Here is a 26,510-nt window from a genome sequence, read left to right as displayed (position 1 = left end):
AATTATAAAACTCAAGGGGGATCCCAATCTCATGGAGAGAGTAGCAAGCATTGAACGGAATACAAATGAAACTAAGATTCAGCTATCGTTAGCGATTGACGGGGAAGGACGCTCCAACCTTGAAACGGGCGTGCCTTTTATGGACCATATGCTCGATTTGTTTACAAAACACGGTCAATTTAATTTAACAGTTGATGCAAAAGGCGATATTGAAGTGGATGACCATCATACAACCGAAGATATTGGAATTTGTTTAGGACAGACGCTGCGCGAAGCGCTTGGCGATAAACGCGGTATCAAGCGCTATGGAAATGCCTTTGTTCCAATGGATGAAGCACTGGCACAGGTCGTCGTGGACCTCAGCAACCGACCGCACCTCGAAATGCGGGCAGAATTCCCGTCGCAGAAGGTGGGTACCTTTGACACCGAACTAGTTCATGAATTTCTCTGGAAGCTCGCCCTTGAAGCGCGAATGAACCTCCATGTAATTGTTCATTACGGTAAAAATACACATCATATGATCGAAGCAGTTTTTAAAGCATTAGGACGAGCCCTAGATGATGCAACCACCATCGACCCACGCATCAAAGGAGTTCCATCCACAAAGGGTATGTTATAGAAAACGGATGGTGTCAGGCACCACAAAAAGACATTTCACATCATTTGTCTACCTGGAAAGGACAACTTTTATTGCGAGCAACAGTGTCCATTCCAGACGTACAAATATGGTGAATTGTCCACGGATGGTGTCAGGCACCATGAAAGGACTGTTGTAAAGAATGATTGGCATTGTAGACTATGGTATGGGAAATCTTTTCAGCGTTAGCAAGGCCCTTGAACGGTTAGGTGCTGATTACTTTGTTTCCGCTGATCAGGATAAATTGCTGCAGGCAGATGCGTTACTGCTTCCGGGAGTTGGTGCGTTCCGCGATGCGATGGAGCGGCTGCCAGCGGATATGATCAAAGAATTTGCCAAAACAGGAAAACCGCTGCTCGGGATTTGCCTTGGCATGCAGCTGCTGTTTGAAAGCAGTGAGGAAAATGGCTTTACAGAAGGACTCGGGCTGCTTCCAGGGAGTGTCCGACGTTTCCCGGGCCGGACTCCTGATGGTGGCCAATATAAGGTTCCTCATATGGGCTGGAATAGACTAGAATTCGTAAAAGAATCACCCTTACTTAAAAACCTTGAGGAAGATTATGTGTATTTTGTGCATTCCTATTTTGTAAATGCTGAAAAGTCTTCTGATGTGCTCCTTGCAAAAGCTGACTACCATGCACAAGTTTCAGCGGTTGTAGGCAGGGATAATATTTTCGGGATGCAATTTCATCCTGAAAAAAGCAGCAAACTGGGGATGGCCCTTCTCAATAATTTTTTAATGATGGTAGAAGAAAGGAAGGCAATTCGATGAGCATCACGATTTATCCGGCGATTGATATGCGCGGAGGAAACTGCGTCCGTCTTCTTCAGGGGGACTATGGCAAAGAAACAATTTACGGCGATTCGCCGTTTCATATGGCGCAGCAATTTGCGGCAGAAGGGGCCGAGTGGATTCACATGGTTGATCTTGACGGTGCGAAAGATGGCAAGCGTGTCAATGACCGTTTCGTGATTGAAGCAGCGCAAAAACTAAACAAGGTAAAAATTCAAATTGGCGGCGGCATTCGTTCGGAGGAAGACATCCTTCATTATCTTGAAAATGGTATTGATCGAGTCATCATCGGAAGTATTGCCGTTTCTAATCCTGAATTTGCCATTGATATGATTAAAAAATACGGCGCGAAAATTGCTGTAGGAATTGATGCGAAAAATGGCTATGTGGCTACACATGGCTGGATCGATACTTCAGAACTGAAGGCTGTGGACCTTGGCAAACGCTTTGCTGACGCCGGAGCGGAAACATTTATATTTACCGATATTGCAACGGATGGCACGTTAAAAGGTCCAAATATAGGCGCTGTTTGTGAAATGGCTGAAGTAACTGGAAAAAATGTTATTGCCTCAGGCGGAGTCAGCAGTCTGGCGGATTTAAAGGCATTGTCTGCAGAAAAAGGTATTGGCGGTGCCATCGTTGGAAAAGCCCTTTATGAAAACCGCTTTACCTTGAAGGAAGCGCTGGAAGAGGTGGGGGCAAAATGACACTGACAAAACGAATCATCCCCTGCCTTGATGTAAAGGAAGGCCGGGTAGTGAAGGGGATCCAGTTCGTACAGCTTCGTGATGCCGGGGACCCAGTCGAGCTTGCACGCTTTTACGATGAACAAGGGGCAGACGAGCTGGTATTTCTTGATATCTCAGCATCGGTTGAAGGCAGAAAAACAATGGTCGAAGTCGTCAAAGCAGTCGCCTCTGAACTCGCGATTCCATTCACAGTTGGCGGAGGCATTAATGCATTAGAAGATATGAAGCGGATTCTCCGTGCAGGTGCCGATAAGGTTTCCCTGAATACAGCTGCTGTTTTGAATCCTGAGTTAATCAAGGAGGGTGCCGACTTCTTTGGCTCACAATGTATTGTCGTGGCCATTGATGCCAAGTTTGATGAAGAACTTGGGGAGTGGCGTGTGTATACCCATGGCGGCCGAAAGCCTACAGAGAAAAAAGTAATCCAATGGGCGAGGGAAGCGGCAGATCTCGGCGCAGGAGAAATTTTATTAACGAGCATGGATAGTGATGGCGAGAAAAATGGATTCGATCTTTCACTAACAAAAGCTGTAAGTGAAGCAGTAACAATTCCGGTCATTGCTTCAGGCGGTGCCGGAAATGCCCGTCATTTTGAAGAAGCCTTCCTAGATGGAAAAGCGGATGCTGCCCTGGCAGCTTCGATTTTCCATTACAAAGAAACCTCTGTCCATGAAGTCAAAAGCTATCTGCGGGAAAAAGGAGTGACCGTTCGATGAACGTTCGATTTGATGAAAAGGGCCTTGTGCCTGCAATTATACAGGATGCCGGAACGAAAGAAGTGTTGACGCTCGCCTATATGAACGAGGAATCGCTCGCCAAAACGATTGAAACGGGGGAAACGTGGTTTTACAGCCGTTCCCGCCAGGAATTGTGGCATAAAGGAGCGACAAGCGGCAATACACAAAAGGTCGTAAGCATCAACTATGACTGTGATCAGGATGCCATACTTGTTCTTGTTTACCCAAAAGGACCAGCCTGTCATACTGGTGCGGTAAGCTGTTTTTCTGAAGGTCTCTTAGAGCGAAAAACAAACCTTGAGGACTATCAAATTTTACAAACGCTTGAAAAAGTTATTTTGGAGCGCGAACAGGAGCGGCCTGAAGGGGCGTATACAACTTATCTTTTTGAAAAAGGCGTCGATAAAATATTAAAAAAAGTCGGCGAAGAAGCTGCGGAAGTCATCATAGCTGCGAAAAATCGCGATCACGAAGAACTACGCTGGGAAGCGGCGGATTTGCTTTACCACTTGCAGGTATTGTTAGTGGAACAGGGGCTCCCATTCCGCGAAGTGCTGCGGACTTTAGAAGAAAGACACAAGGACCGGTCCTAATGGGGGATCGGTTTTTTTCATACAAAATAACTTCTGAATTCTACGAAAATTGGAATGCTTCTACAAAAATTACGCTGCTTTCTACAAAAACTGGTCCGAATTCTTCAAAAATAATATCGGATTCTACAAATGTTGGAAATTGGGTGGAAATCAGCGAATTCACTCGGATTAATTCTACATCGAAGCCCTTCTCGGACAACTCGGATATGTGTTATACTACATTAGTTATTAAAGGATGATGGAGGACTTCATGGTTAAAGACGCAAAGGCAAGAATTCAAAAGGGGAAAATCCTTACATTTGTTCCAACGGGGGAATATTATTTCACGAAAGGTTTAAAGGCATACCATCGACGTGATTTTACTAAAGCAAAAAAATATCTTGGGCGGGCGATACAGCTTGAGCCGGGTGAACCGATGATTACATGCCAGTTGGCAATCGTGTCAACAGAACTGGGCGAATTTGAAAATTCCAACCGACTCTTGCATCTCATCCTTGAAGAACTGGATTCAGAAATGGTGGAATGCCACTACTTTTTAGCAAATAATTATGCCCATTTGGGATTTTTTAAAGATGCTTATCACCATGCCAAGCTATATTTACAGCTTGACCCGGATGGTGATTTTTCAGAGGACACAGAGGATTTGCTTGAACTGCTAACTCTTGAATCCGATGAGTTTGAGGAAGAGCTTTATGAAGAGGATGATCTGATTGTCAAACAGGAACAGGCCCGCGACCTGCTGGAGTCAGGGTACTTTCCAAAGGCAATCGAACTGTTAAACGATGTCGTCAAAGAATATCCGGAATACTGGTCTGCCTATAACAACTTAGCGCTCGCCTATTTTTACTTAGGGAAAGCGGAAAAGGCCAAAGCCATTCTTAACGATGTCCTGGAACGGAATCCAGGGAATCTGCATGCCTTATGCAACATGCTGGTGTTTGCACATTATCAAGGTCAAGCCGAAAACGTTACAAATCTGCTTGAAGTCTTGAAAAAAATTCAACCGATGCTGAGCGAACATCAATTTAAATTAGGTGCTTCTTTCGCTTTGGTCGGCGAATATGAACATGCCTATTTATGGTTGAAAAAGCTCTATAAGCATGGTTTTAATGGTGACGGACCGTTTTATTACTGGCTCTCTTACTCTGCTTATTACACTGGTAATGAAACTTTTGCAATCAATATTTGGAAAAAAGTAATTGAGATCAATCCCGATAAAGAAGGTACTGAGCCTTGGAATATGGAGCAGGCAGCCGGTTTTGAGGATCATTCCGGATCCATTTTTCAAAAACTCGAAAGCGACTATGCCGAAGAACGCTTATTTGCCCTTTTCCTAACGACCGTTTCTGATAAAAAAGAGGAGATTCTCACTTCAAAACGGTTGATTCATAATCAGAAATTCACTGCCTTAGAAAAAGAATATATATCTCTTATCCGCTCAGGAAGACCAACGGTAGCAGCTGATGCCCAAGAAATTGCTGAGATTTTTTATGAAAACCATCAGCCGATTGGCACCATTGAGGCTGGGCTTTACCTTATGTGGTTTTCAGTTTTCATTGAAGTTTCCAAAGCAAATGTCCATTTGAAAAATAAACGGGCCTGGGCAGCTGCAGTGGAATATGTCTGGCATAAAATGCGCAGTGAAAAAGTATCCCAGCAGGAGATTGCCGGACGCTACGGAGTATCGTCGGCCACGATTGGAAAATATGTAAAATTAGTGAATGATTATCTTAACTAGGCTGTCAATTTGAGCATAAAATTAGACTATAATATCATTGTTTTATACGATTAAGTTGGAAATACTAAACTTAATCGTTTTTTTTATTTAAGGAGTGAAACAGCATGTCTGAAGAAAAAATTTATGACGTTATTATTGCCGGTGCCGGTCCTGCTGGGATGACAGCGGCTGTTTATACATCACGTGCAAATCTTTCCACGCTTATGATCGAACGAGGGATGCCAGGCGGTCAAATGGCCAATACCGAAGACGTAGAAAACTATCCGGGTTTTGAGAGCATCTTAGGCCCTGATTTATCCACCAAAATGTTTGAGCATGCGAAAAAGTTTGGTGCTGAATATGCCTATGGCGATATTAAAGAAATCGTTGACCATGGCGACTATAAAGTTGTAACGGCTGGTTCCAAGCAATATAAAGCCTATTCCGTGATTATTTCAACCGGTGCCGAATATAAAAAAGTTGGTGTTCCCGGTGAAAAAGAGCTGGGCGGCCGCGGCGTTTCCTATTGTGCAGTTTGTGATGGAGCGTTCTTCAAAGGTAAAGAGCTTTATGTTATCGGCGGCGGCGACTCTGCAGTTGAAGAAGGAGTTTACTTAACCCGCTTCGCTTCCAAAGTTACTATCGTTCATCGCCGTGATCAGCTGCGCGCGCAAAAAATTCTTCAAGACCGTGCTTTTGCCAACGAAAAGATTGACTTTATCTGGAATCATACAGTGAAATCGATTAATGATACAAATGGAAAAGTGGGCAGCGTAACGCTGGTTTCGACGGAAAATGGCGAAGAGAAAGAACTGCCAGCAGACGGCGTGTTTATTTATATCGGAATGGTCCCTCTTTCTAAGCCATTTGAGAGCCTTGGAATAACTAATGAAAATGGTTATATCGAAACGAATGAGTTGATGGAAACGAAGGTCGCTGGGATTTTTGCAGCTGGTGATATACGCGAAAAAACATTACGCCAGATTGTTACAGCTACCGGTGACGGCAGTATCGCTGCAGCAAGTGCCGCCCATTTTGTTGAAGAATTAAAGGAAGAAATGAAATTAAAACAATAATAGAGTGTGGAAAACGCTTCCAAAAAAGTTACTCGGTTTTAACTCTCCTGTAACAATAGTGAAATATTGATAAGGTATGATAAAGGAAATTGACCCCCTTTAAAAATATATACCTTTTCCAGCGCAGGTCCAGCAGCCTGCGCTATTTTTTTGTTTGCTGCAAATAAATAAGTCTGCCACGATAAATATTAACAGAAATATCAAATTTGTATTCATTGTGACTGCAACCTAAAAATAGTATAATGAAATGAATTATATCAGGATATTTCAAGGCGCTTACGCTTTAGTAAGAAGGTGTGTATTGTGCAGCGTGTCACTAATTGCGTATTAATAAGAGATGATAAAGTATTGTTGCTGCAGAAACCGAGGCGCGGCTGGTGGGTTGCTCCGGGTGGTAAAATGGAGCCAGGCGAATCGGTGCGGGACTCTTGCATTAGGGAATACCGTGAAGAAACGGGAGTATACTTAAAAAACCCACAATTAAAAGGAATTTTTACCTTTATTATGAAAGAAGGCGACCAGCTTTTATCTGAATGGATGATGTTCACCTTCGTGGCTGCCGATTCTGATGGACTGGATTTGGATGAATCGGAAGAAGGAAAACTGGAGTGGCATCCTATCAATCAGATTAAAAATCTGCCAATGGCCGCCGGTGATTATCATATTATTGATTATATGATTCATGGAAAAGGAATTATCTACGGTACTTTTACGTATACAAAAGATTTTGCACTGATCAGTTATCGATTAGATCCAAGCTAAATAACAGGGGGAATGGGAAATGAGTACCGGTTCGACAAGCGACACTCAGATGGTCATTATTACCGGAATGTCCGGAGCTGGAAAGACTGTGGCAATTCAAAGCTTTGAGGATTTGGGGTTTTTCTGTGTCGACAATTTACCTCCTACACTGCTTCCAAAATTCCTTGAACTTATGAAGGAATCAGGGAATAAAATGAATAAAGTTGCCCTTGTTATGGACTTAAGGGGAAGAGAGTTTTTCGATCACCTTTTTAAGGCCTTAGATGAGCTGGCAGAAACTTCCTGGGTGAATCCGCAGATTTTATTTTTAGATTCAGATGATGCAACCTTGGTCCGACGCTATAAAGAAACCAGGCGCTCACATCCGCTTGCACCATCCGGTTCTCCGCTGGAAGGAATCATCCTTGAACGGGAGCTCCTTGAAGAGTTAAAAGGGCGTGCCCAATTAATTTACAACACTTCCCAGATGAAACCACGTGAATTACGTGAGAAGATATTAACGGAATTTACCGCGAATAAACAACTAATCTTTACTGTCAATGTCATGTCGTTTGGCTTTAAGCACGGGATTCCAATTGATGCGGATCTTGTTTTCGATGTACGCTTCCTGCCGAACCCGCACTATATCGACCATATGCGTCCGAAGACAGGCCTGGATGAAGAAGTCTCCAATTATGTTTTGAAATGGAATGAGACGCATAAATTTTTGGAAAAAGTTACGGATTTGCTAAATTTCATGCTTCCGCACTATAAGCGAGAAGGGAAGGCCCAGCTGGTGATTGCCATTGGCTGTACAGGCGGGCAGCACCGATCCGTAGCCTTAGCTGAATACATCGGCCGCTTTTTCCAAAATGATTACAAGACTTGTGTTTCACACCGTGACATTGAGAGGAGAAAGGATAAAACAACATGAGAGAGTTAAGACAGCCTCGCATTGTCGTCATTGGCGGGGGGACAGGATTGCCGGTATTATTGCGTGGTTTAAAGCAGTATCCTGTTGATATTACCGCCATTGTGACAGTTGCCGATGACGGGGGAAGCTCCGGACGGCTGCGCGAGGACCTGCATATCCCTCCTCCAGGTGACATTCGCAATGTTTTAGCATCCCTTTCCGATGTTGAACCCCTTGTTGAGGAAATGTTTCAGCATCGCTTTAAAACATCGAATGAACTTTCGGGACATTCGCTGGGAAACTTAATCCTGGCTGCGATGACCTCGATTACCGGAAATTTTGTTCATGCCATTCAAGAGATGAGTAAAATCTTGAATGTTCGTGGCAAAGTTTTGCCAGCCGCGAATCAAAGTGTGATTTTGCATGCGGAAATGGAAGATGGCACGATTGTGTCAGGAGAATCGAAAATTCCTTACTCTGGAAAAAAAATCAAAAAGGTTTTTATGACTCCAACCAAAATTCGACCGTTGCCAGAAACGATTCAAGCGATCCGGCAGGCTGATTTAATCATCATTGGCCCGGGAAGCTTGTATACCAGCATATTGCCTAATCTGCTTGTTCCCCGTTTAGGGGATGAAGTATGCCGTTCACATGCTAAAAAGGTGTATATTTGTAATTTGATGACACAGGCTGGAGAAACACATGGGTATTCCGCAAGCGACCATGTAAAGGCTCTTTATGATCATATGAGCTGCGCTTTTATAGATACCATTCTTGTAAATAATGAAGAAGTTCCGCCGGATGTACAGCTCCGCTACAAAGAAGAACTGGCCCAGCCGGTGGCATACGATTTGCCGGAGTTATTCGAACTTGGTATTGAGGTCGTGCATGCCGAAATCGCTTATTTAGAAAATGGAGCACTTCGGCACGATCCCAAAAAAGTGGCGAAAATTTTATATAATTTGCTGATTACTGAAACCAAAAAGCGGTATGAAGCGTAAATAAGGTATGCATGCTAAAACTAAAGTAAGTGATTGAGGTGAGGGGAATGTCTTTCGCTTCGGAAACGAAAAAGGAATTAACTAACTTGGAAGTGAAAACTTGCTGTATTCATGCGGAGCTATCCGCTTTAATTCGCATGAACGGTTCCCTTTCCTTTTCAAATCGTAAGTTAGTTGTCGATATTCAAACCGAAAATGCTGCGATTGCCAGAAGAATTTATACGTTATTGAAAAAAAGCTACCAAGTCCAGGTAGAATTGCTAGTACGAAAGAAGATGCGCCTGAAAAAGAACAACGTCTATATTGTACGTTTATCCGAACAGGCGAAGGAGATTCTTGAGGACACGAAAATTCTTGGTGAAGGGTTTACCTTTATTCATGATATTGCACCTGAATTGATCAAAAAGAAGTGTTGTAAGCGTTCTTATCTACGTGGTGCATTTCTTGCCGGTGGTTCTGTCAATAATCCGGAAACGTCTTCTTATCATTTAGAAATTGCTTCGCTCTATAAAGAACATAATGATTCTTTGTGCGAATTGATGAATACATTCGGGCTCAACAGTAAGACACTTGAGCGGAAAAAAGGCTATATTACTTATTTAAAGGAAGCGGAGAAAATCACCGAGTTTTTAAATATCATCGGTGCCCATAATGCATTACTTCGGTTTGAGGACGTAAGAATTGTAAGGGATATGAGGAATTCAGTTAATCGTTTGGTAAACTGTGAAACCGCAAATCTTAACAAAACGATAGGTGCCTCCATCAGGCAGGTCGAAAATATCCGCTTTATTGATCAAACAGTCGGATTGCAAATCCTGCCGGAAAAGCTACGGGAAATTGCCGAGCTTCGTTTAAATTATACTGATGTGACCTTAAAAGAACTTGGTGAAATGGTCTCCGGCGGCACTATCAGTAAATCGGGCATTAATCATCGCTTAAGAAAAATTGATGACATCGCCGAGAAACTGCGTGTTGGGGAAATGGATGTTAGAAACTAGAATAGTTTGTGAAATTTTGAATAAGCTTCAAAGATATAAAGAGAAAAAACATGAGGAGGAATACAATTATGCTAGTAAAAGAAGTAGAAGTAAAATTAAGAACAGGACTTCAAGCGCGCCCAGCGGCCCTTTTTGTCCAGGAAGCCAACCGGTTTTCTGCCGATATTTTTCTAGAAAAAGATGGCAAGAAAGTAAATGCCAAAAGCATTATGGGCTTAATGAGCTTAGCAGTGGGTTCAGGTGTCGTGATTAATATTATTGCAGACGGCGATGACGAAGAAAACGCCATTCATGCTTTAGCTGAATTTATTCAGAAGGAACATTAAAAAAAGGGTTTGGCACATTAGGATGCCAAACCCTTTTAAATTTACCGTCATTAAGATAGGCTCCTAATGCCCATGACCAAAGAAAAAAGGGAGCCAGGGTAATTAGGAGAAGCTCCAAATGCCCATGACCAAAGAAAAAAGGGGGCCAGGGTAATTAGGAGAAGCTCCAAATGCCCATGAACGAAGAAAAAAGAGAGCCAGGGTAATTAGGAGAAGCTCCTAATGGCTATGACCAAAGAAGAATGGGCGCCAGGGTAATTAGGAGAGGCTTCTATTGCCTATGACCGAAGAAAAAAGGGGCTAGGGTAATTAGGAGAAGCTCGACATGCCTATGACCCGAAAAAACCTTCCAGGTAGTTAGAAAGGGCACCTACGCCCTAGAAAAAATGAAAAAAAGTCCCTTCTAGCCACAAAAACAAAAAAGCAACCGGCCACAAAGCCAGTTGCTCAAAACAATTACTTTTTAGTTTTATCATCAAGAGAATTACGAGTAATAATGTGGTCAACTAGACCATATTCTTTCGCGCGTTCAGCAGTCATGAAGTTATCGCGGTCAGTGTCTTTGCTGATTACTTCAAGAGACTGGCCAGTACGTTCCGCTAAAATACCATTTAATTTCTCACGAAGGAAGAGAATGCGCTTAGCAGCAATCTCGATTTCGGTTGCCTGTCCTTGTGCACCGCCAAGTGGCTGGTGAATCATGACTTCGGCATTTGGAAGGGCATAGCGCTTTCCTTTTTCACCTGCTGCAAGAAGGAATGCACCCATGGATGCAGCCATACCGATACAGATTGTTTGTACGTTTGGCTTAATGAACTGCATAGTATCATAAATAGCCATACCGGCAGTAATGCTTCCGCCAGGGCTGTTGATATAAAGGGAAATATCTTTTTCTGGGTTATCAGCTTCAAGGAATAATAATTGAGCAACAATGCTGTTTGCTACATGATCATCAATGGCACTTCCTAGCATGATGATCCGGTCTTTTAATAGACGGGAATAGATGTCATATGCTCTTTCGCCCCGGTTTGTTTGTTCAATTACTGTAGGGATCAAATTCATTTTTTTTCCTCCTTTGATTAGAAAAGGTAAAAACATTATGTATTGTTATCATACACTGGATGGTCAATAAAGGTCAAACAGTTTGACTTTAAAATTGTTCGACAGCTTTCCCTAATTCATCTTATCCAGTTTAGTTTATTTTAAACCCATTTTCTACTTGCAATGTGAAGGAATCTGGCATATAATAGGTAAGTCGCTAATAATTTGCGCTCGTGGTGCAACGGATAGCACGTAAGATTCCGGTTCTTAAAATGGGGGTTCGATTCCCTCCGAGCGCGTCATGAAAGCCCTCTGTTTTTCCAAAACAGGGGGTTTTTATTTTGCTCCCAGAAAAGACTATTAACAATTTCCATACCCCAAAACCCCCTCTTTCATGTAAAATAGATAATAAGGGGGAGAGATTAACATGAATTTAAAGGCAGGATTATGGCAACAGCAAACATTAAAACTCGCGATGACGCAGGAATTGTCCCAGGCGATTGCCTTATTGCAATATTCAGCGCAGGAACTGACAGCTTTTTTAGAAAATAAGGCGCTAGAAAATCCCCTTATTCAAGTGGAGCATGAGAATGTAAAGCCGATGAATCCCCTAATCGATCGAAATCGCCGAAAATACCAAAAAGAAGAAAAAGACTGGATTGACCAAATTGCGGAAAAGAAATTTTCGTTAGAAGAGCAATTAATTTCTCAATTAAACATAAAAAAATTGTCTGCGGAACAATTAAAAGTCATTCGTCATCTTATACAGAATCTTGATGAAAACGGTTACTTCTTGGGTGATTTCAGTGAAATTGCTGAATACTTAAAGGTATCAGAGGATTTAGTAGAAGAATGTTTAGCCGTTCTGCAAACGCTCGAGCCAGCAGGAATAGGCGCAAGAGATCTTCAAGAATGCCTCTTGATGCAAATTTATTATCAAAATCCTAATAATGAGCTTGCCCTAAATATTATTGCTAACTATTTTGTTCCTTTTGCTGAAAAGAAATGGAAGCAAATTTCAAAAGAGCTTCAGGTCACTTTAAAGGAAATTCAAGATGTTTTCGATGAGATTCAGGTTCTTAATCCAAAGCCTGCAGCGATTTTAACCGGGGGAACCGCTAGCGCAGCCTACATTACGCCCGATGCAATTATCGAACAAACTGAGGATGGTTTAACGGTTCGGATGTTTGATGATCCGATTCCAAGGATAAGCTTTAATGAAACGTACTATAAAAAATTCAAAGACCAGGATACTCAGGTAAACCGTTTTTTACAAGAAAAATTTCAGGATTACCAATGGATCTTAAAGAGCATTGAACAGCGGAAGGAGACACTGACGAAGGTTGTAGCAAAGATTGTCGAGAAGCAGCCTGCTTTTTTTCAAAAAGGTGCGCAATATTTAGTGCCTATGACGATGAAGGAAGTGGCCGCAGAACTAGACATTCATGAATCTACCGTCAGCCGTGCTGTAAGGGAAAAATACGTGCAAACGCCAGTAGGAACCGTAACGTTAAAATCCTTTTTTACCAGTACAATCCAAACGGTTTCAGAGGATGAAAACACTTCCTCCACCCAAGTTAAAAATGCTATTAGCAGGTTGATAGAAAAAGAGAATAAAGAAAAACCGTTATCAGATCAGGAAATTGTGGACCAATTGAAGACGGCAGAGGGAATCGTTGTTTCAAGGCGGACCATTGCCAAATACCGCGACCAACTGGGGATTCCGTCCTCATCCAAAAGAAAAAGATTTAATTAAGGAAGGAAAAAATCAATGCCGCAAATTACGTTATATACTAGAAATCGCTGCCCGCTTTGTGAGAAGGCAAAGGCAGAGCTTCTTGAGCTTAAAAAGGAGTGGGATTTCGAACTCAAAGAAATCGATATTGAGCAAAGTGATGAATTAACCGAGCTTTATGGATTGATGATTCCGGTTGTTCATCTCGATGGGGAAGAGGTTGCCTATGGGATGATTAACAAATTTGACATAAGTAACCGTTTACAGGAAAAAAAGGCGGATTTATAAGTTGAAATAGGTTTTCACTCCTGTTACAATAAAAAATGTAGCAAGGGTGATTTTTTTTTGAATCAGGTGGGACATAATATGTCTAGGGTGGACATTTTTTGACCAACAACATATTATAAAGGAGCATGGTAAATCATGCAGTCATTCATCGATATCACTAAAAGATTATTACCCGATTTCCTTCAGGTTCTGCAAAAACGCTATTCTATCCTGCGTTACATAGGATTTATGCAGCCAGTAGGAAGAAGAAGTTTAGCAGTCAGCCTTGGCTTTACCGAAAGAATTCTTCGTAGTGAAGTAGACTTCCTCAAAGATCAGAATCTTATTTACATTAACAATGTAGGAATGAGTTTGACTGACGAAGGGAAAAATTTACTAGAAGATTTGGAAGGTCTCATGCGTGAATTAAAGGGTATGGATGTCATGGAGCTGGAATTAAAACACCGGTTGGGCATTCGAAAAGTCATTATTGTACCCGGTGACAGTGATGAGTCGTCCATGGTTAAAGGCGAGCTTGGCAAGGCATGTGCAGCTTGCATGAAAAAGCTTCTTGAAGGAAAAAATATCATCGCAGTAACAGGCGGGTCTACAATGGCGGCTGTTGCAGAAAGGCTTTCGCCAGAGCTTTCGAATAAGGAATTATTGTTTGTTCCGGCCCGCGGCGGAGTAGGGGAGGATGTACATAATCAAGCAAACACGATCAGCTCGATTATGTCTCAAAACACTCAATCAAAGCATCGCGTCTTTTATGTTCCTGACCAAGTCAGTATGGAAATTTATGAATCGCTGATTAAAGAACCTGACATTCATGAGGTTTTAAACCTAATTAGATCAGCAAGCATGGTACTCCATGGAATAGGGGATGCTATCACAATGGCCAAAAGGCGAAAAAGCAGTCCTGCTATCTTAAAAAAGCTTGAACAGGAGCAAGCTGCTTCTGAAGCATTTGGTTACTATTTTAATGAAGAAGGCGAGATTGTCCACAAGGTTCTGACGATTGGTCTCCAGCTTGAAGACCTAGCAAACATTCCAAACGTGATTGCGGTGGCAGGGGGAGCCTCTAAGGCAAAAGCCATCAAAGCCTATATGAAACAAGCGCCGGCATCGACGATTTTAATTACCGATGAAGGTGTCGCAACCAGGTTATTGAAAGGGTAAATCCTTTTAAAAAAATATACATCTTTACCCAAATAAAAGGAGGAATTTTATCATGGCAGTTAAAGTTGGTATTAATGGATTTGGACGTATTGGTCGTAACGTATTTCGTGCGGCATTAAAACATAACGATGTGGAAATCGTGGCAATTAACGATTTAACAGATGCAAATATGCTTGCTCATCTTTTAAAATATGATACTGTTCACGGAACACTTGCTGAAGATGTAACAGTTGACGGTGAATACCTAGTAGTTGGCGGACACAAAGTAAAGGTTATCGCTGAACGCGACCCTGCACAGCTTGGCTGGGGCGACCTTGGTGTGGATGTAGTAGTTGAATCAACTGGACGTTTCACAAAGCGTGAAGATGCTGCGAAACACCTTGAAGCAGGTGCTAAGAAAGTTATCATTTCTGCTCCAGCTTCCAACGAAGATATCACAATCGTAATGGGTGTTAACGAAGACAAGTACGATGCAGCTAACCACCACGTACTATCAAACGCTTCTTGTACAACAAACTGCTTAGCGCCATTTGCTAAAGTATTAAACGATACTTTCGGAATCAAGCGCGGTATGATGACTACTGTTCACTCATACACAAATGACCAACAAATTCTTGACCTTCCGCACAAAGACTACCGTCGTGCACGTGCTGCTGCTGAAAACATGATCCCAACAACAACGGGTGCGGCAAAAGCGGTTGCTCTAGTTTTACCAGAATTAAAGGGCAAATTAAACGGTATGGCAATGCGCGTTCCAACTCCAAACGTTTCAGTTGTGGACTTAGTTGCTGAATTAAACCAAGAAGTAACAGCTGAAGAAATCAATGCAGCCTTAAAAGCGGCAGCTGAAGGCCCATTAAAAGGCATTTTAGCTTACACTGAGCTTCCATTAGTATCTACAGACTTTAACGGAAGCACTGCTTCTTCTACAATCGATGCATTATCTACAATGGTTCTTGAAGGTAACATGGTAAAAGTATTATCTTGGTACGACAATGAAGTTGGCTACTCAAACCGTGTTGTTGACTTAGTAGATTACATTGCTTCAAAAGGCCTATAATATTGGATTGAATTTCCAACGATAAATCCTTTATAATGGTTAATGGTATTCCAAGGGGAGTGGGGAGGATTCCCCCTCTCCTTTTTTATTATTAAGTCACTTACATATGTAGGAGGTCCTTTACTTGAACAAGAAAACCTTAAAAGATGTCGATGTAAAAGGCAAACGCGTATTTTGCCGGGTTGATTTCAACGTTCCAATGCAAGAGGGAAAAATTACGGATGAAACACGAATCCGTGCGGCATTGCCAACGATTCAGTATTTAGTAGACAATGGTGCAAAAGTGATTTTAGCGAGCCATTTTGGCCGTCCAAAGGGTAAAGTTGTCGAAGAAATGCGCTTAACCCCAGTTGGTGTTAGACTGTCTGATCTTCTTGGCAAAGAAGTGAAAAAGGCGGATGAAGCTTACGGTGATTCTGTTAAGGCGATGATCGATACCTTGAACGAAGGCGACGTTCTTTTGCTTGAAAATGTCCGTTTCTATCCTGGTGAAGAAAAGAATGATCCGGAACTTGCAAAAGCATTTGCTGAACTTGCTGATGTTTATGTGAATGATGCCTTTGGCGCTGCACACCGTGCCCATGCTTCAACTGAAGGAGTGGCCCATTATCTTCCAGCCGTATCTGGCTTTTTAATGGAAAAAGAACTTGAAGTTCTTGGCAAGGCTCTTTCCAATCCAGAGCGTCCTTTTACAGCGATCATCGGCGGTGCAAAAGTAAAGGACAAGATTGGTGTCATTGAAAATCTCCTTGAATTAGTAGATAACTTAATTATCGGCGGCGGCCTTGCTTATACATTTGTAAAAGCACAAGGACATGAAATTGGTAAATCTCTGCTAGAAGCAGATAAAATCGACCTTGCTAAGTCATTTATGGAAAAAGCAAAGGCGAAAGGTGTTAACTTCTACATGCCAGTTGACGCCATTGTTGCTGATGATTTCTCTGCAGATGCTAACACTAAAGTAGTCTCAATCGAAGAAATTCCTGCTGACTGGGAAGCCCTTGATATTGGACCAAAAACAGCAGAAATCTATCGTGATGTCATTCAAAAATCCAAGCTAGTGATTTGGAACGGACCTATGGGTGTGTTTGAAATCGATAAATTTGCTGGTGGAACAAAAGCGGTAGCAGAAGCACTTGCTGAAGCAGAAGGCACTTATTCTGTTATCGGTGGCGGAGATTCTGCAGCAGCAGTTGAAAAGTTTAATTTAGCGGAAAAAATGAGCCATATTTCCACAGGCGGCGGTGCCTCACTTGAGTTTATGGAAGGCAAAGCATTGCCAGGCGTTGTGGCCTTAAACGATAAATAATTTTTTTCACCAGAAAGGATGTGCCTCCATGCGTAAACCGATTATTGCAGGAAACTGGAAAATGAACAAAACTATTTCGGAAGCAAAAAGCTTTGCAGAAGAAGTAAAAGGACTTGTACCTGCTCCTGACAAGATGGATTCTGTTATTTGTGCACCTGCTTTATTTTTACAAAATCTTTTAGAAGTAACTGCAGGCAGCGATGTGAAAATAGGTGCCCAAAACATGCACTTTGAAGAAAGCGGTGCGTTTACGGGAGAAATCAGCCCTCAGGCACTTGCTGACCTTGGCGTACAATATGTGATTATTGGACACTCTGAACGCCGTGAAATGTTCAATGAAACTGATGATTCTGTTAACAAGAAAACTCTTGCGGCCTTTAAATACAACTTAACTCCAATCGTTTGCTGCGGCGAAACGTTAGAACAGCGTGAAAACGGTGAAACAAACCAATTAGTTGGTGACCAGGTTGCGAAGGCACTAGCTGGTTTAACAGAGGATCAAGTGAAACAAACGGTCATTGCTTACGAACCAATTTGGGCAATTGGAACAGGTAAGTCTTCCACTTCTAAAGATGCCAATGACGTATGTGCCCATATCCGTCAAGTAATTGCCCAGCAATTTTCACAAGATGTTGCCGATGCAGTGAGAATTCAATATGGCGGCAGCGTGAAGCCGGAAAATATTAAAGAATATATGGCACAGTCAGATATTGATGGTGCATTAGTAGGCGGCGCCAGCCTTGACGCACAATCATTCCTGCAATTATTGGAGGCAGGTAAGTATGAGTAAATCTCCAGTTGCACTCATCATCCTTGATGGATTTGGATGCAGGGGTGAAACAAAAGGGAACGCCGTGGCACAGTCGAAAAAACCAAATTTTGACCGGTTTTGGAGCACCTACCCACATTCCCACTTAACCGCTTCAGGTGAAGCGGTAGGTCTTCCTGAAGGACAAATGGGAAACTCTGAGGTTGGTCATTTGAACATCGGTGCCGGCCGCATAGTTTATCAAAGCTTAACACGTGTGAACATTGCGATCCGCGAAGGGGAGTTTGAAAAAAATGAAACCTTCACCGGCGCTATGGAGCATGTGAAGAAGAACGGTACAGCCCTTCATTTATTCGGTTTACTGTCTGACGGTGGTGTTCACAGCCACATCAGCCATATGTTTGCTTTGCTTAAGCTTGCTAAAGAAGAAGGCGTGGAAAAAGTTTATGTTCATGCATTCCTTGATGGCCGTGATGTCGGTCCAAAGACTGCTGCAACATATATTCAGCAGACACTGGATAAAATGAAGGAGTATGGTGTCGGTGAGTTTGCCACCATTTCTGGCAGATACTATTCTATGGACAGGGACAAGCGCTGGGAGCGCGTCGAGAAGTCCTATCGTTCCATGGTATACGGTGAGGGACCATCTTATAGCAATCCGTTAGAGGTTGTGGAGGATTCCTATTCTCATGGAATCTTTGACGAATTCGTGCTTCCATCCGTAATCACAAAAGAAGATGGTCAGCCGGTTGCTACGATTCAGGACAATGATGCTGTTATTTTCTATAACTTCCGTCCTGACCGTGCAATTCAAATTTCCAACACATTCACGAACGAAGATTTCCGCGCGTTTGACCGCGGGCCAAAGCATCCGAAGAATCTGTTCTTTGTTTGCTTAACCCACTTCAGCGAATCGGTCAATGGTTATGTAGCCTTTAAACCGACTAACTTAGACAATACATTAGGTGAAGTGCTGTCGCAAAATAATTTAAAGCAGTTGCGCATCGCGGAAACAGAAAAATATCCGCATGTCACCTTCTTTATGAGCGGAGGCCGTGAAGATAAGTTCCCTGGCGAAGAGAGGATCTTAATCAACTCTCCAAAGGTTGCAACCTATGACCTTAAGCCGGAAATGAGTGCTTATGAAGTAACGGACGCGCTCTTAAACGAAATTCAAAATGATAAATTTGATGCCATTATCTTAAATTTTGCTAATCCAGATATGGTTGGACACTCAGGTATGCTGGAGCCGACTATCAAAGCCATCGAAACAGTAGATGAGTGCTTAGGTAAAATTGTCGATTTAATCCTTGAAAAAGGCGGCACAGCCATCATTACAGCTGACCATGGCAATGCCGACGAAGTAGTAACGTTAGAAGGCGAGCCAATGACAGCTCACACAACAAATCCAGTACCGGTTATCGTAACAAAACAAGGTGTAGAATTACGTGAAGGCGGAATTCTTGGGGATTTAGCGCCAACCATGTTAGACTTATTAAATGTTGAAAAACCAGCAGAAATGACTGGTACATCGTTATTAAAATAATCCAATTTTAAGGAGAGAAAAACAAATGCCATTTATTGCTGATGTATATGCACGTGAAGTATTAGATTCCCGCGGTAACCCTACTGTTGAAGTTGAAGTTTTCACTGATTCCGGTGCTTTTGGACGCGCTTTAGTTCCTAGCGGTGCTTCAACTGGTGAATACGAAGCGGTTGAGCTTCGTGACGGCGACAAAGAGCGCTACCTTGGAAAAGGCGTTCTTAAAGCGGTTGACAATGTAAACGAAATTATTGCTCCAATGCTTGTTGGCGAAGAGTTCAGCGTCCTTGATCAAGTGGCTGTTGATAACGCCCTTATCGAGCTTGACGGCACTGACAACAAAGGTAAGTTAGGTGCCAACGCTATCCTTGGCGTTTCTATGGCAGTTGCTCATGCGGCTGCAAACTACTTAGATATTCCTTTGTACCAATACCTTGGCGGCTTCAACGCGAAGCAGCTTCCAGTGCCAATGATGAACATCGTAAACGGCGGCGAACATGCGGATAACAATGTGGACATCCAAGAATTCATGGTTATGCCAGTAGGTGCTCCAAACTTTAAAGAAGCACTTCGCATGGGTGCTGAAATTTTCCACAGCTTAAAATCAGTTTTAAAATCTAAAGGCCTTAACACTGCTGTTGGTGACGAAGGCGGTTTTGCACCAAACTTAGGTTCAAACGAAGAAGCACTTCAAACCATCGTAGAAGCTATCGAAAAAGCCGGCTACAAGCCTGGTGAAGAAGTAATGCTGGCAATGGATGCTGCATCTTCCGAGTTCTACAATAAAGAAGATGGAAAATACCATCTTGCAGGCGAAGGCGTTGTAAAGACATCTGCAGAAATGGTTGATTGGTACGAAGAACTTTGCTCTAAATACCCAATCATCTCTATCGAAGACGGTTTAGACGAAAACGACTGGGAAGGCCACAAGCTATTAACAGAGCGTCTTGGCAAAAAAGTTCAATTAGTGGGTGACGACTTATTTGTTACTAACACGAAAAAGTTAGCAGAAGGTATTGAAAAAGGAATTGGCAACGCCATCCTTATCAAAGTGAACCAAATCGGTACACTTACTGAAACGTTTGATGCGATTGAAATGGCAAAACGCGCTGGCTACACAGCTGTAATTTCTCACCGCTCTGGTGAAACAGAAGACAACACCATTGCTGACATTGCTGTTGCAACGAACGCAGGTCAAATCAAGACTGGTGCTCCATCACGTACAGACCGTGTGGCAAAGTACAACCAATTGCTTCGCATTGAAGACCAATTAGGTGAAACAAGCCAATACAACGGATTTAAATCATTCTACAATCTTAAGAAGTAATTTTTATAAAAATAACCCCTGCTCTTAATGGGCAGGGGTTTTGCTTATTTTTGGAATAAAAAAGCAGGGAAATAACCAGTTCATGTTTAATATAAAAATAAACAAAAAAACTGGGGAGACAAAGATGAAAAAATATTTTTCTAACCTATCACGGACACAACGAATCATTATTCTCTTTGCTGTTCTCTCTTTGGGATTTATTTATTATTTTTCAAAAGGAGCAATGCCAATTCAAAAGGATGCGGTAACTGTAAAAGTACAAAAAACGGACGAAGGAGAAACCGTAATTCAAATCCATGATAAAAACAGTGAAGAAATTGCTAAAGAGTTTCCGTTAACTATGAGCGAAAAAGACTTCATGGATTCTATCCACAAAATGTCGCATCAAAAAGTCATCGCTGATAAAAAGTGGGGTGCCATTCCTTTAACGAATGAGCGAGTAAATCGGTTATTGGATGTAGTAAATGAAAATCGATCAAATTATAAATACACTCATGTTTATAACGATATTTTAAGTCGTTGGGCAAAAGGTGATTTTTCCCGTGTCGACGAGGATCATAATGAAATCTGGGACCTTCAGGAGGGAACAATCGGGAAAGCAAAGAGAATTGCCTCCTCCAAAGAAGAAAGAGATTTTATCGAAGAGAATTTTAAAGTTAAACAATAAACGGCATTCCCAAAAGCTGTCACGATAACTCCTATTGTTAAAAGGGAAATAATATGGTAAATTAAGAATACTGTGAAATGTACGTTCTAACAGGAGGTGGCCTTCATGCATGCATTAATTGTAACATTATTAGTAATCGTAAGTATTGGACTTATTATTGTTGTATTACTACAATCAGGTAAAAGCGCTGGATTATCTGGTGCCATTTCAGGTGGTGCTGAATCCCTATTCGGTAAGCAAAAAGCACGTGGAATTGATTTGATTTTACATCGTATTACGATTGTATTATCTGTTTTATTTTTCCTGCTTGCTCTTGCTGTTACTTACTTCAAAATTTAATAGTAAAAATGCAAAACCTGGCCTTTGGGTCAGGTTTTTTTGTGTGAAAAGGGCCGTTCAAGGCTTTTTTCTGGAATGTTCACCACTGCTTTGCTTAAACTAAGATAAGCTAATCATATAGAAGGAGTTTTTTTGCATGAGAGTTACTTTACCAAAGCCATTTACCTTTGAGGGAGGAAAGAGAGCTGTCCTTTTGCTGCATGGTTTCACAGGCAATTCTGCGGATGTCCGGATGCTGGGACGATTCCTTGAAAAAAAGGGCTACACCAGCCATGCGCCGCATTACAAAGGGCATGGGGTCCCGCCTGAAGAACTCGTTCACACCGGCCCTGAGGATTGGTGGCAGGACGTTCTAAAAGGCTATGAATTTTTGAAAAATAAAGGCCATGAAGAGATTGCGGTGGCTGGACTTTCTCTTGGCGGCGTATTTTCTTTGAAATTAGGATACACTGTACCTATAAAAGGAATTGTAACAATGTGTGCGCCGATGTATATAAAAAGTGAAGAAGTGATGTACGAGGGAGTTCTCGATTATGCCTGGGAATTTAAGAAACGGGAAGGAAAAACAGACGAGCAAATCGAATTGGAAATGAACGAGTTTAAAAAAACGCCGATGAACACCTTAAAAGCGCTGCAGGCATTAATCGCTGAGGTTCGCGATAATGTAGATATGATTTATGCGCCAACCTTTGTGGTCCAAGCACGCCACGACAATATGATCAACACTGAAAGTGCCAATATTATTTATAACGAAATCGAGTCAGTTGAAAAGGAAATCAAATGGTACGAAGAGTCGGGTCACGTCATTACGCTTGATAAGGAACGCGACCAGCTTCACGAGGATGTTTTCGCTTTTTTAGAAAAACTGGACTGGCGCGATTAAAAGGAGAGATTTATTTGGAAGAAAACATACAAAAGCACGTTGACAGGCTTTTGCAATATATGAAAGATGAGGCATACAAGCCATTAACGGTCCAGGAGCTAGAAGCAGCTTTCGGCATTGAAGATTCAAGTGCCTTTAAGGAATTTGTCAAAGCCCTCGTGCAAATGGAGGAAAAAGGGCTGGTGGTCCGGACTCGCAGCAACCGTTACGGCTTGCCGGAAAAAATGAATTTAATCCGCGGTAAGCTGACAGGGCATGCGAAAGGCTTTGCATTTGTCGTTCCCGATGAACCTGGGATGGATGACATTTTTATCCCGCCAAATGAAACAAACACGGCGATGCATGGCGATACGGTCTTAGCTCGTGTTTCTTCAGAATCGTCCGGTCAGCGTCGGGAAGGAAGCATTATCCGCATTATTGAGCGCGGCGTCCAGCAAGTAGTCGGAACTTATGTGGAAAGCAAAAGCTTCGGGTTTGTCATTCCCGATGATAAAAAATTTGCCAGTGATATTTTCATCCCTAAATCCGCCTCTAAGGGAGCGGTCGAGGGTCATAAAGTAGTGGTGAAGCTGGTCACCTATCCGGAAGGTCGAAAAAGTGCAGAGGGTGAAGTCATCACCATTCTCGGCCACAAAAACGATCCGGGCGTAGATATTCTCTCTGTCATACATAAGCACGGACTGCCGATGGCGTTTCCAGACGATGTACTAAAGCAGGCAAATGAAACACCAGACACCATTGATGAAAGTGAATTGGCCAACCGCCGTGATCTTCGCAATGAAACGATTGTGACGATTGACGGCGCTGATGCGAAGGATCTTGATGATGCCGTCACCGTTACGAAGCTTGAAAACGGCAATTATAAGCTCGGTGTCCATATTGCTGATGTCAGCTATTATGTAAAAGAAGGTTCGCCTATTGACGTAGAAGCGGCAGACAGAGCGACGAGTGTCTATTTAGTAGACCGGGTTATCCCGATGATTCCACATCGTTTATCGAACGGAATTTGTTCGTTAAATCCAAAAGTGGACCGGCTGGTTTTATCATGTGAAATGGAAATAACATCTGAAGGCGCGGTCGTTTCGCATGAAATTTTTCAAAGTGTAATTAAAACAACTGAGCGGATGACCTACCATGATGTGAACCGGATCCTAATTGATAAGGACGAAGAAACTCGCTTACGGTACGAACCGCTTGTCCCGATGTTTGAATTAATGGAAGAGCTCGCGGCGATTCTTCGAAATAAACGGATGAAGCGCGGGGCAATTGACTTTGATTTTAAAGAATCAAAGGTGCTTGTCGATGAGGAAGGCAAGCCAACGGATGTCATTCTTCGTGAGCGCTCAGTGGCCGAGAGATTAATTGAGGAGTTTATGTTAGCGGCAAACGAAACAGTCGCTGAACATTTCCACTGGATGGAAGTACCGTTTATTTATCGAATTCACGAAGATCCGAAGGAAGATAAGCTGCGGAAGTTTTTTGAGTTTATCACGAACTTTGGCTACATTGTAAAAGGAACTGCTAACGATGTTCATCCTAGGGCTTTGCAGGAAATTATCGAAGAGGTTCAAGGAAAACCAGAGGAAATGGTTGTTTCAACCGTGATGCTTCGTTCAATGCAGCAGGCGAAATATGATCCAGAAAGTCTCGGGCATTTCGGATTATCAACCGAGTTTTATACTCACTTCACCTCGCCGATTCGCCGCTATCCTGATACCATCGTTCATCGCTTGATTCGTACTTATTTGATTGAAGGGAAGCTGGACGAAGCCACCCGGGAAAAATGGAATGCCCAATTGCCGGAAATTGCTCAGCATTCTTCAAAAATGGAGCGCCGTGCCGTCGATGCCGAGCGCGAAACGGATGAATTGAAGAAAGCCGAATACATGGAGGATAAGATTGGTGTTGAGTATGACGGCATTATCAGCTCAGTGACCAATTTTGGTATGTTTGTCGAGCTTCCGAATACCATCGAGGGTCTTGTCCATGTCAGCTATATGACCGATGATTATTACCGATTTGATGATCGCCATTATGCGATGATTGGCGAGCGGACAGGAAATGTGTTCCGTATCGGCGATGAGATTACTGTTCGTGTAGTAAAGGTTAATAAGGAAGAACGTGTGATTGATTTTGAAATTGTCGGCATGAAGGGGACACCGCGACGGGATCGTTCAGAAACACCAAAAGTTTTTAAAACCGGCAGTGATACCAATAAGCCGCGCCGGAACAAACAGCAGCAACAAGGCGGACGGAACAAGGACCACAACAATCAAGGCCGAAATCAGGGCGGCAATTCCGAAGCCGGCGGCGGTCAAGGCAAAAAGTCGAAAAAGAAACGTAAATTTTACGAAAATGTCCCAAAAAACAAGAGCACCAAGCGGAAAAACAAGTGAAATTTTTAAAATGAGGGAGGGCCTGAGATTGAAAAGGCTCTCTTTTAATTGTTTTTTTAGAATAAGAGGAGTTTGGCGAGTAAAATGAGAAATTGTGCGAGTAAATCATGAAAAATTGCGAGCAAAATAAGATTTTGGGCGAGAAAATAAAAATTCCTACCAGTAAAGGCTCCTTTAAAGAGATAACGTGTTATTTATTGTGCAGATTCTTTGGTTCTGCTACAATTAACCCATGAAATTGAGGTGAAAAATATGCCAAAAGGTGAAGGGAAAGTCGTTGCGAATAATAAAAAGGCTTACCATGATTACTTTATTGAAGAAACATATGAGGCCGGAATAGTTCTTCAGGGGACAGAGATTAAGTCCATTCGAGCGGGAAAAATCAATCTTAAGGATTCTTATGCTCGAATTCTGAATGGAGAAGCTGTATTAATTGGATTGCACATCAGCCCATATGAGCAGGGCAATCGCTACAATCACGACCCATTGAGAACAAGGAAGCTATTGCTTCATAAACGTGAAATCAACAAGCTCATCGGAGAAACAAAAGAAGCGGGATATGCACTTGTTCCATTGAAAATGTATTTGAAAAATGGTTTCTGCAAGGTGTTAATCGGCCTGGCAAAAGGTAAGAAAAATTATGATAAGCGTGAAGCGTTAAAGCAAAAAGAAGCGAAGCGTGAGATTGAGCGGGCATTCCGCGATCGTCAGAAAATGTAACTTACAAATAATTACAATTGAAAAATGCGTACAGTGTGTTATAATAAGTTTGTCGCTAAGTTGCGACACAATCTTTTGCTCAAACAACTTACTTGAGCATCCGATATCGTCTGCTAGAATCATTAAGTTGATTTAGCACATTTTATAATGGGGACGCTACGGATTCGACAGGGGTAGTTCGAGCTTGGGTTGCGAGTCGAGGGGATCGGCCTCGTTAAAACGTCAACGCCTATAACTGGCAAAACTAACAACAACTTAGCTTTCGCAGCTTAATACTGCATAGCTGTTCGCCCCTCCATCGCCTATGTGGTAGGGTAGCGGACTCACTCTTAGTAGGCTACGCCGGAGTCCACCGTCTGAGGGCGAAGGAAGAGAACAACCAGACTAGCTGACCGGACGCCTGTCGATAGGCAAATGGCTCAGCGAAACGCGAATATGTCGACTACACTCGTAGAAGCTTAAGTGCCGATATCTTTGGACGCGGGTTCGATTAGTAATTAGTCGCCTTGTGTGGTAACACACAAGTGAAAATCCGGCTTTATCGGTGAAACCTAAGTCGCTAAAATGGCGATAAGGCAATGCCGAGCGGTATGTGGAGTAATCCAACAGCCGTGTATCGACTTATAGGCTGCCATGTTTAAGTGGCAGTACTAGGATGCGAAATTTGGCCTTTCAAAGGCAAATATATGTTTCGCATAAGACGCCGGAGGACCTGTTCATTAGCAGGTTCAAGATATAGTCAGTGCCATGACGAAAGCATGGAAACGCACGTCCCGCCGTCTCCACCATACATAGGTGGATACAAGACCAGTCTCAAAGGCTGGTCTTTTTTATATTCGAAAAAAATCCTCCTAAAAACTATTTTCTTTTTAAGTAATTCCTTATTATATTTACCGTTCCTTGGAGTAAACTTTTAATCGTTTTCCAGTAACCATAAGGCTAGATTTCTTTTTATGTTCACTCTAAGAAACAGAGAATTGACAAAACCAAAGTA

Annotated in this window: 26 protein-coding genes, 1 tRNA gene and 1 other RNA gene; 27 read left to right on the top strand and 1 reads right to left on the bottom strand. The window is 42.4% G+C overall.

Annotation, left to right across the window (positions count from 1 at the left end; translation table 11 throughout):
• Positions 1–31: 31 nt before the first annotated feature.
• The 12 genes from hisB (at position 32) to LC455_RS15435 (ending at position 10,281) form a co-directional block, all read left to right on the top strand.
• Positions 32–619 carry an imidazoleglycerol-phosphate dehydratase HisB gene (gene hisB, locus LC455_RS15490; protein ID WP_223592096.1) on the top strand — a complete coding sequence of 196 codons (588 nt, stop codon included), beginning with the start codon at positions 32–34 and terminating at the stop codon, positions 617–619.
• Positions 620–779: 160 nt separating this feature from the next.
• Positions 780–1,409 (top strand): imidazole glycerol phosphate synthase subunit HisH, encoded by a 630-nt coding sequence (gene hisH / locus LC455_RS15485; protein ID WP_223592095.1) that lies wholly within the window; start codon positions 780–782, stop codon positions 1,407–1,409.
• Entirely contained in the window at positions 1,406–2,137 is a 732-nt protein-coding gene (hisA, locus tag LC455_RS15480; protein WP_223592093.1) for a 1-(5-phosphoribosyl)-5-[(5-phosphoribosylamino)methylideneamino]imidazole-4-carboxamide isomerase, read from the top strand. The genes hisH and hisA overlap by 4 nt, the downstream gene beginning before the upstream one ends.
• Positions 2,134–2,895 carry an imidazole glycerol phosphate synthase subunit HisF gene (gene hisF / locus LC455_RS15475; protein WP_223592092.1) on the top strand — a complete coding sequence of 254 codons (762 nt, stop codon included), beginning with the start codon at positions 2,134–2,136 and terminating at the stop codon, positions 2,893–2,895. Before hisA ends, hisF begins: the two co-directional genes overlap by 4 nt.
• The gene (gene hisIE, locus LC455_RS15470; protein ID WP_223592090.1) at positions 2,892–3,509 is read left to right on the top strand and encodes a bifunctional phosphoribosyl-AMP cyclohydrolase/phosphoribosyl-ATP diphosphatase HisIE; all 618 of its coding nucleotides are present in this window, start codon (positions 2,892–2,894) and stop codon (positions 3,507–3,509) included. The genes hisF and hisIE overlap by 4 nt, the downstream gene beginning before the upstream one ends.
• 250 nt (positions 3,510–3,759) lie before the next feature.
• Entirely contained in the window at positions 3,760–5,247 is a 1,488-nt protein-coding gene (locus LC455_RS15465; protein ID WP_223592088.1) for a tetratricopeptide repeat protein, read from the top strand.
• 104 nt (positions 5,248–5,351) lie between these two features.
• Positions 5,352–6,302 (top strand): thioredoxin-disulfide reductase, encoded by a 951-nt coding sequence (trxB, locus tag LC455_RS15460; RefSeq protein WP_223592086.1) that lies wholly within the window; start codon positions 5,352–5,354, stop codon positions 6,300–6,302.
• A gap of 303 nt (positions 6,303–6,605) precedes the next feature.
• Positions 6,606–7,064: an 8-oxo-dGTP diphosphatase gene (locus LC455_RS15455; RefSeq protein ID WP_223592084.1), complete on the top strand. Its 459-nt coding sequence runs from the start codon at positions 6,606–6,608 to the stop codon at positions 7,062–7,064.
• A gap of 19 nt (positions 7,065–7,083) precedes the next feature.
• Positions 7,084–7,977, top strand: coding sequence for an RNase adapter RapZ (gene rapZ, locus LC455_RS15450; protein WP_223592083.1), 894 nt, complete (start codon positions 7,084–7,086; stop codon positions 7,975–7,977).
• Positions 7,974–8,957 (top strand): gluconeogenesis factor YvcK family protein, encoded by a 984-nt coding sequence (locus tag LC455_RS15445; protein WP_223592081.1) that lies wholly within the window; start codon positions 7,974–7,976, stop codon positions 8,955–8,957. The genes rapZ and LC455_RS15445 overlap by 4 nt, the downstream gene beginning before the upstream one ends.
• A gap of 47 nt (positions 8,958–9,004) precedes the next feature.
• Positions 9,005–9,955 carry a DNA-binding protein WhiA gene (whiA, locus tag LC455_RS15440; protein WP_223592080.1) on the top strand — a complete coding sequence of 317 codons (951 nt, stop codon included), beginning with the start codon at positions 9,005–9,007 and terminating at the stop codon, positions 9,953–9,955.
• 68 nt (positions 9,956–10,023) lie between these two features.
• On the top strand, positions 10,024–10,281 hold the full coding sequence (locus tag LC455_RS15435; RefSeq protein ID WP_223592079.1) for an HPr family phosphocarrier protein: 258 nt from the start codon (positions 10,024–10,026) through the stop codon (positions 10,279–10,281).
• Between the two features lie 456 nt (positions 10,282–10,737).
• Here the strand turns inward: LC455_RS15435 and clpP are convergent, their stop codons facing one another.
• The gene (gene clpP / locus LC455_RS15430; protein WP_223592078.1) at positions 10,738–11,343 is read right to left on the bottom strand and encodes an ATP-dependent Clp endopeptidase proteolytic subunit ClpP; all 606 of its coding nucleotides are present in this window, start codon (positions 11,341–11,343) and stop codon (positions 10,738–10,740) included.
• A 206-nt stretch (positions 11,344–11,549) separates the two neighbouring features.
• Here clpP and LC455_RS15425 point away from each other — a divergent pair.
• The 15 genes from LC455_RS15425 (at position 11,550) to ssrA (ending at position 26,009) form a co-directional block, all read left to right on the top strand.
• Positions 11,550–11,621: transfer RNA gene (locus LC455_RS15425), tRNA-Arg, on the top strand.
• A gap of 128 nt (positions 11,622–11,749) precedes the next feature.
• Entirely contained in the window at positions 11,750–13,078 is a 1,329-nt protein-coding gene (gene rpoN, locus LC455_RS15420) for an RNA polymerase factor sigma-54 (RefSeq protein ID WP_223592076.1), read from the top strand.
• A 15-nt stretch (positions 13,079–13,093) separates the two neighbouring features.
• A complete protein-coding gene (locus tag LC455_RS15415) occupies positions 13,094–13,345 on the top strand; it encodes a glutaredoxin family protein (protein ID WP_223592074.1) in 252 nt (83 codons plus the stop codon).
• A 135-nt stretch (positions 13,346–13,480) separates the two neighbouring features.
• Positions 13,481–14,503, top strand: coding sequence for a sugar-binding transcriptional regulator (locus tag LC455_RS15410; protein ID WP_223592073.1), 1,023 nt, complete (start codon positions 13,481–13,483; stop codon positions 14,501–14,503).
• A gap of 52 nt (positions 14,504–14,555) precedes the next feature.
• Positions 14,556–15,563 (top strand): type I glyceraldehyde-3-phosphate dehydrogenase, encoded by a 1,008-nt coding sequence (gap, locus tag LC455_RS15405; protein ID WP_223592071.1) that lies wholly within the window; start codon positions 14,556–14,558, stop codon positions 15,561–15,563.
• 124 nt (positions 15,564–15,687) lie between these two features.
• Entirely contained in the window at positions 15,688–16,872 is a 1,185-nt protein-coding gene (locus LC455_RS15400) for a phosphoglycerate kinase (RefSeq protein WP_223592069.1), read from the top strand.
• 28 nt (positions 16,873–16,900) lie between these two features.
• The gene (tpiA, locus tag LC455_RS15395; protein WP_223592068.1) at positions 16,901–17,662 is read left to right on the top strand and encodes a triose-phosphate isomerase; all 762 of its coding nucleotides are present in this window, start codon (positions 16,901–16,903) and stop codon (positions 17,660–17,662) included.
• Entirely contained in the window at positions 17,655–19,187 is a 1,533-nt protein-coding gene (gpmI, locus tag LC455_RS15390) for a 2,3-bisphosphoglycerate-independent phosphoglycerate mutase (protein ID WP_223592066.1), read from the top strand. Before tpiA ends, gpmI begins: the two co-directional genes overlap by 8 nt.
• A gap of 25 nt (positions 19,188–19,212) precedes the next feature.
• On the top strand, positions 19,213–20,511 hold the full coding sequence (gene eno / locus LC455_RS15385) for a phosphopyruvate hydratase (protein WP_223592065.1): 1,299 nt from the start codon (positions 19,213–19,215) through the stop codon (positions 20,509–20,511).
• Positions 20,512–20,635: 124 nt separating this feature from the next.
• Entirely contained in the window at positions 20,636–21,178 is a 543-nt protein-coding gene (locus tag LC455_RS15380; protein ID WP_223592063.1) for a DUF6241 domain-containing protein, read from the top strand.
• Between the two features lie 105 nt (positions 21,179–21,283).
• A complete protein-coding gene (gene secG, locus LC455_RS15375) occupies positions 21,284–21,517 on the top strand; it encodes a preprotein translocase subunit SecG (protein ID WP_223592061.1) in 234 nt (77 codons plus the stop codon).
• Between the two features lie 136 nt (positions 21,518–21,653).
• The gene (locus tag LC455_RS15370; protein ID WP_223592059.1) at positions 21,654–22,400 is read left to right on the top strand and encodes an alpha/beta hydrolase; all 747 of its coding nucleotides are present in this window, start codon (positions 21,654–21,656) and stop codon (positions 22,398–22,400) included.
• A gap of 14 nt (positions 22,401–22,414) precedes the next feature.
• Complete coding sequence (rnr, locus tag LC455_RS15365) at positions 22,415–24,796, top strand: ribonuclease R (protein WP_223592057.1); 2,382 nt, start codon at positions 22,415–22,417, stop codon at positions 24,794–24,796.
• Positions 24,797–25,048: 252 nt separating this feature from the next.
• Complete coding sequence (smpB, locus tag LC455_RS15360) at positions 25,049–25,516, top strand: SsrA-binding protein SmpB (protein WP_223592056.1); 468 nt, start codon at positions 25,049–25,051, stop codon at positions 25,514–25,516.
• Positions 25,517–25,673: 157 nt separating this feature from the next.
• Positions 25,674–26,009: a transfer-messenger RNA gene (gene ssrA / locus LC455_RS15355) on the top strand.
• Positions 26,010–26,510: the final 501 nt, after the last annotated feature.

The sequence above is a fragment of the Neobacillus bataviensis genome (genome assembly GCF_019969725.1).
Note: the sequence above shows the minus strand (reverse complement) of the source record. Positions and strands in the feature narration are given on the sequence as shown.

Bases quoted from the DNA above. Each gene is read 5' to 3' on its own strand.
- LC455_RS15370 (WP_223592059.1), top strand. From the start codon at position 21,654: ATGAGAGTTACTTTACCAAAGCCATTTACCTTTGAGGGAGGAAAGAGA.
- secG (WP_223592061.1), top strand. From the start codon at position 21,284: ATGCATGCATTAATTGTAACATTATTAGTAATCGTAAGTATTGGACTT.
- clpP (WP_223592078.1), bottom strand. From the start codon at position 11,343: ATGAATTTGATCCCTACAGTAATTGAACAAACAAACCGGGGCGAAAGA.
- hisB (WP_223592096.1), top strand. From the start codon at position 32: ATGGAGAGAGTAGCAAGCATTGAACGGAATACAAATGAAACTAAGATT.
- LC455_RS15410 (WP_223592073.1), top strand. From the start codon at position 13,481: ATGCAGTCATTCATCGATATCACTAAAAGATTATTACCCGATTTCCTT.
- tpiA (WP_223592068.1), top strand. From the start codon at position 16,901: ATGCGTAAACCGATTATTGCAGGAAACTGGAAAATGAACAAAACTATT.
- whiA (WP_223592080.1), top strand. From the start codon at position 9,005: ATGTCTTTCGCTTCGGAAACGAAAAAGGAATTAACTAACTTGGAAGTG.
- LC455_RS15380 (WP_223592063.1), top strand. From the start codon at position 20,636: ATGAAAAAATATTTTTCTAACCTATCACGGACACAACGAATCATTATT.
- smpB (WP_223592056.1), top strand. From the start codon at position 25,049: ATGCCAAAAGGTGAAGGGAAAGTCGTTGCGAATAATAAAAAGGCTTAC.
- hisIE (WP_223592090.1), top strand. From the start codon at position 2,892: ATGAACGTTCGATTTGATGAAAAGGGCCTTGTGCCTGCAATTATACAG.
- hisA (WP_223592093.1), top strand. From the start codon at position 1,406: ATGAGCATCACGATTTATCCGGCGATTGATATGCGCGGAGGAAACTGC.
- LC455_RS15415 (WP_223592074.1), top strand. From the start codon at position 13,094: ATGCCGCAAATTACGTTATATACTAGAAATCGCTGCCCGCTTTGTGAG.
- hisH (WP_223592095.1), top strand. From the start codon at position 780: ATGATTGGCATTGTAGACTATGGTATGGGAAATCTTTTCAGCGTTAGC.
- trxB (WP_223592086.1), top strand. From the start codon at position 5,352: ATGTCTGAAGAAAAAATTTATGACGTTATTATTGCCGGTGCCGGTCCT.
- LC455_RS15465 (WP_223592088.1), top strand. From the start codon at position 3,760: ATGGTTAAAGACGCAAAGGCAAGAATTCAAAAGGGGAAAATCCTTACA.
- rapZ (WP_223592083.1), top strand. From the start codon at position 7,084: ATGAGTACCGGTTCGACAAGCGACACTCAGATGGTCATTATTACCGGA.
- rpoN (WP_223592076.1), top strand. From the start codon at position 11,750: ATGAATTTAAAGGCAGGATTATGGCAACAGCAAACATTAAAACTCGCG.
- LC455_RS15435 (WP_223592079.1), top strand. From the start codon at position 10,024: ATGCTAGTAAAAGAAGTAGAAGTAAAATTAAGAACAGGACTTCAAGCG.
- gpmI (WP_223592066.1), top strand. From the start codon at position 17,655: ATGAGTAAATCTCCAGTTGCACTCATCATCCTTGATGGATTTGGATGC.
- gap (WP_223592071.1), top strand. From the start codon at position 14,556: ATGGCAGTTAAAGTTGGTATTAATGGATTTGGACGTATTGGTCGTAAC.
- eno (WP_223592065.1), top strand. From the start codon at position 19,213: ATGCCATTTATTGCTGATGTATATGCACGTGAAGTATTAGATTCCCGC.
- LC455_RS15445 (WP_223592081.1), top strand. From the start codon at position 7,974: ATGAGAGAGTTAAGACAGCCTCGCATTGTCGTCATTGGCGGGGGGACA.
- hisF (WP_223592092.1), top strand. From the start codon at position 2,134: ATGACACTGACAAAACGAATCATCCCCTGCCTTGATGTAAAGGAAGGC.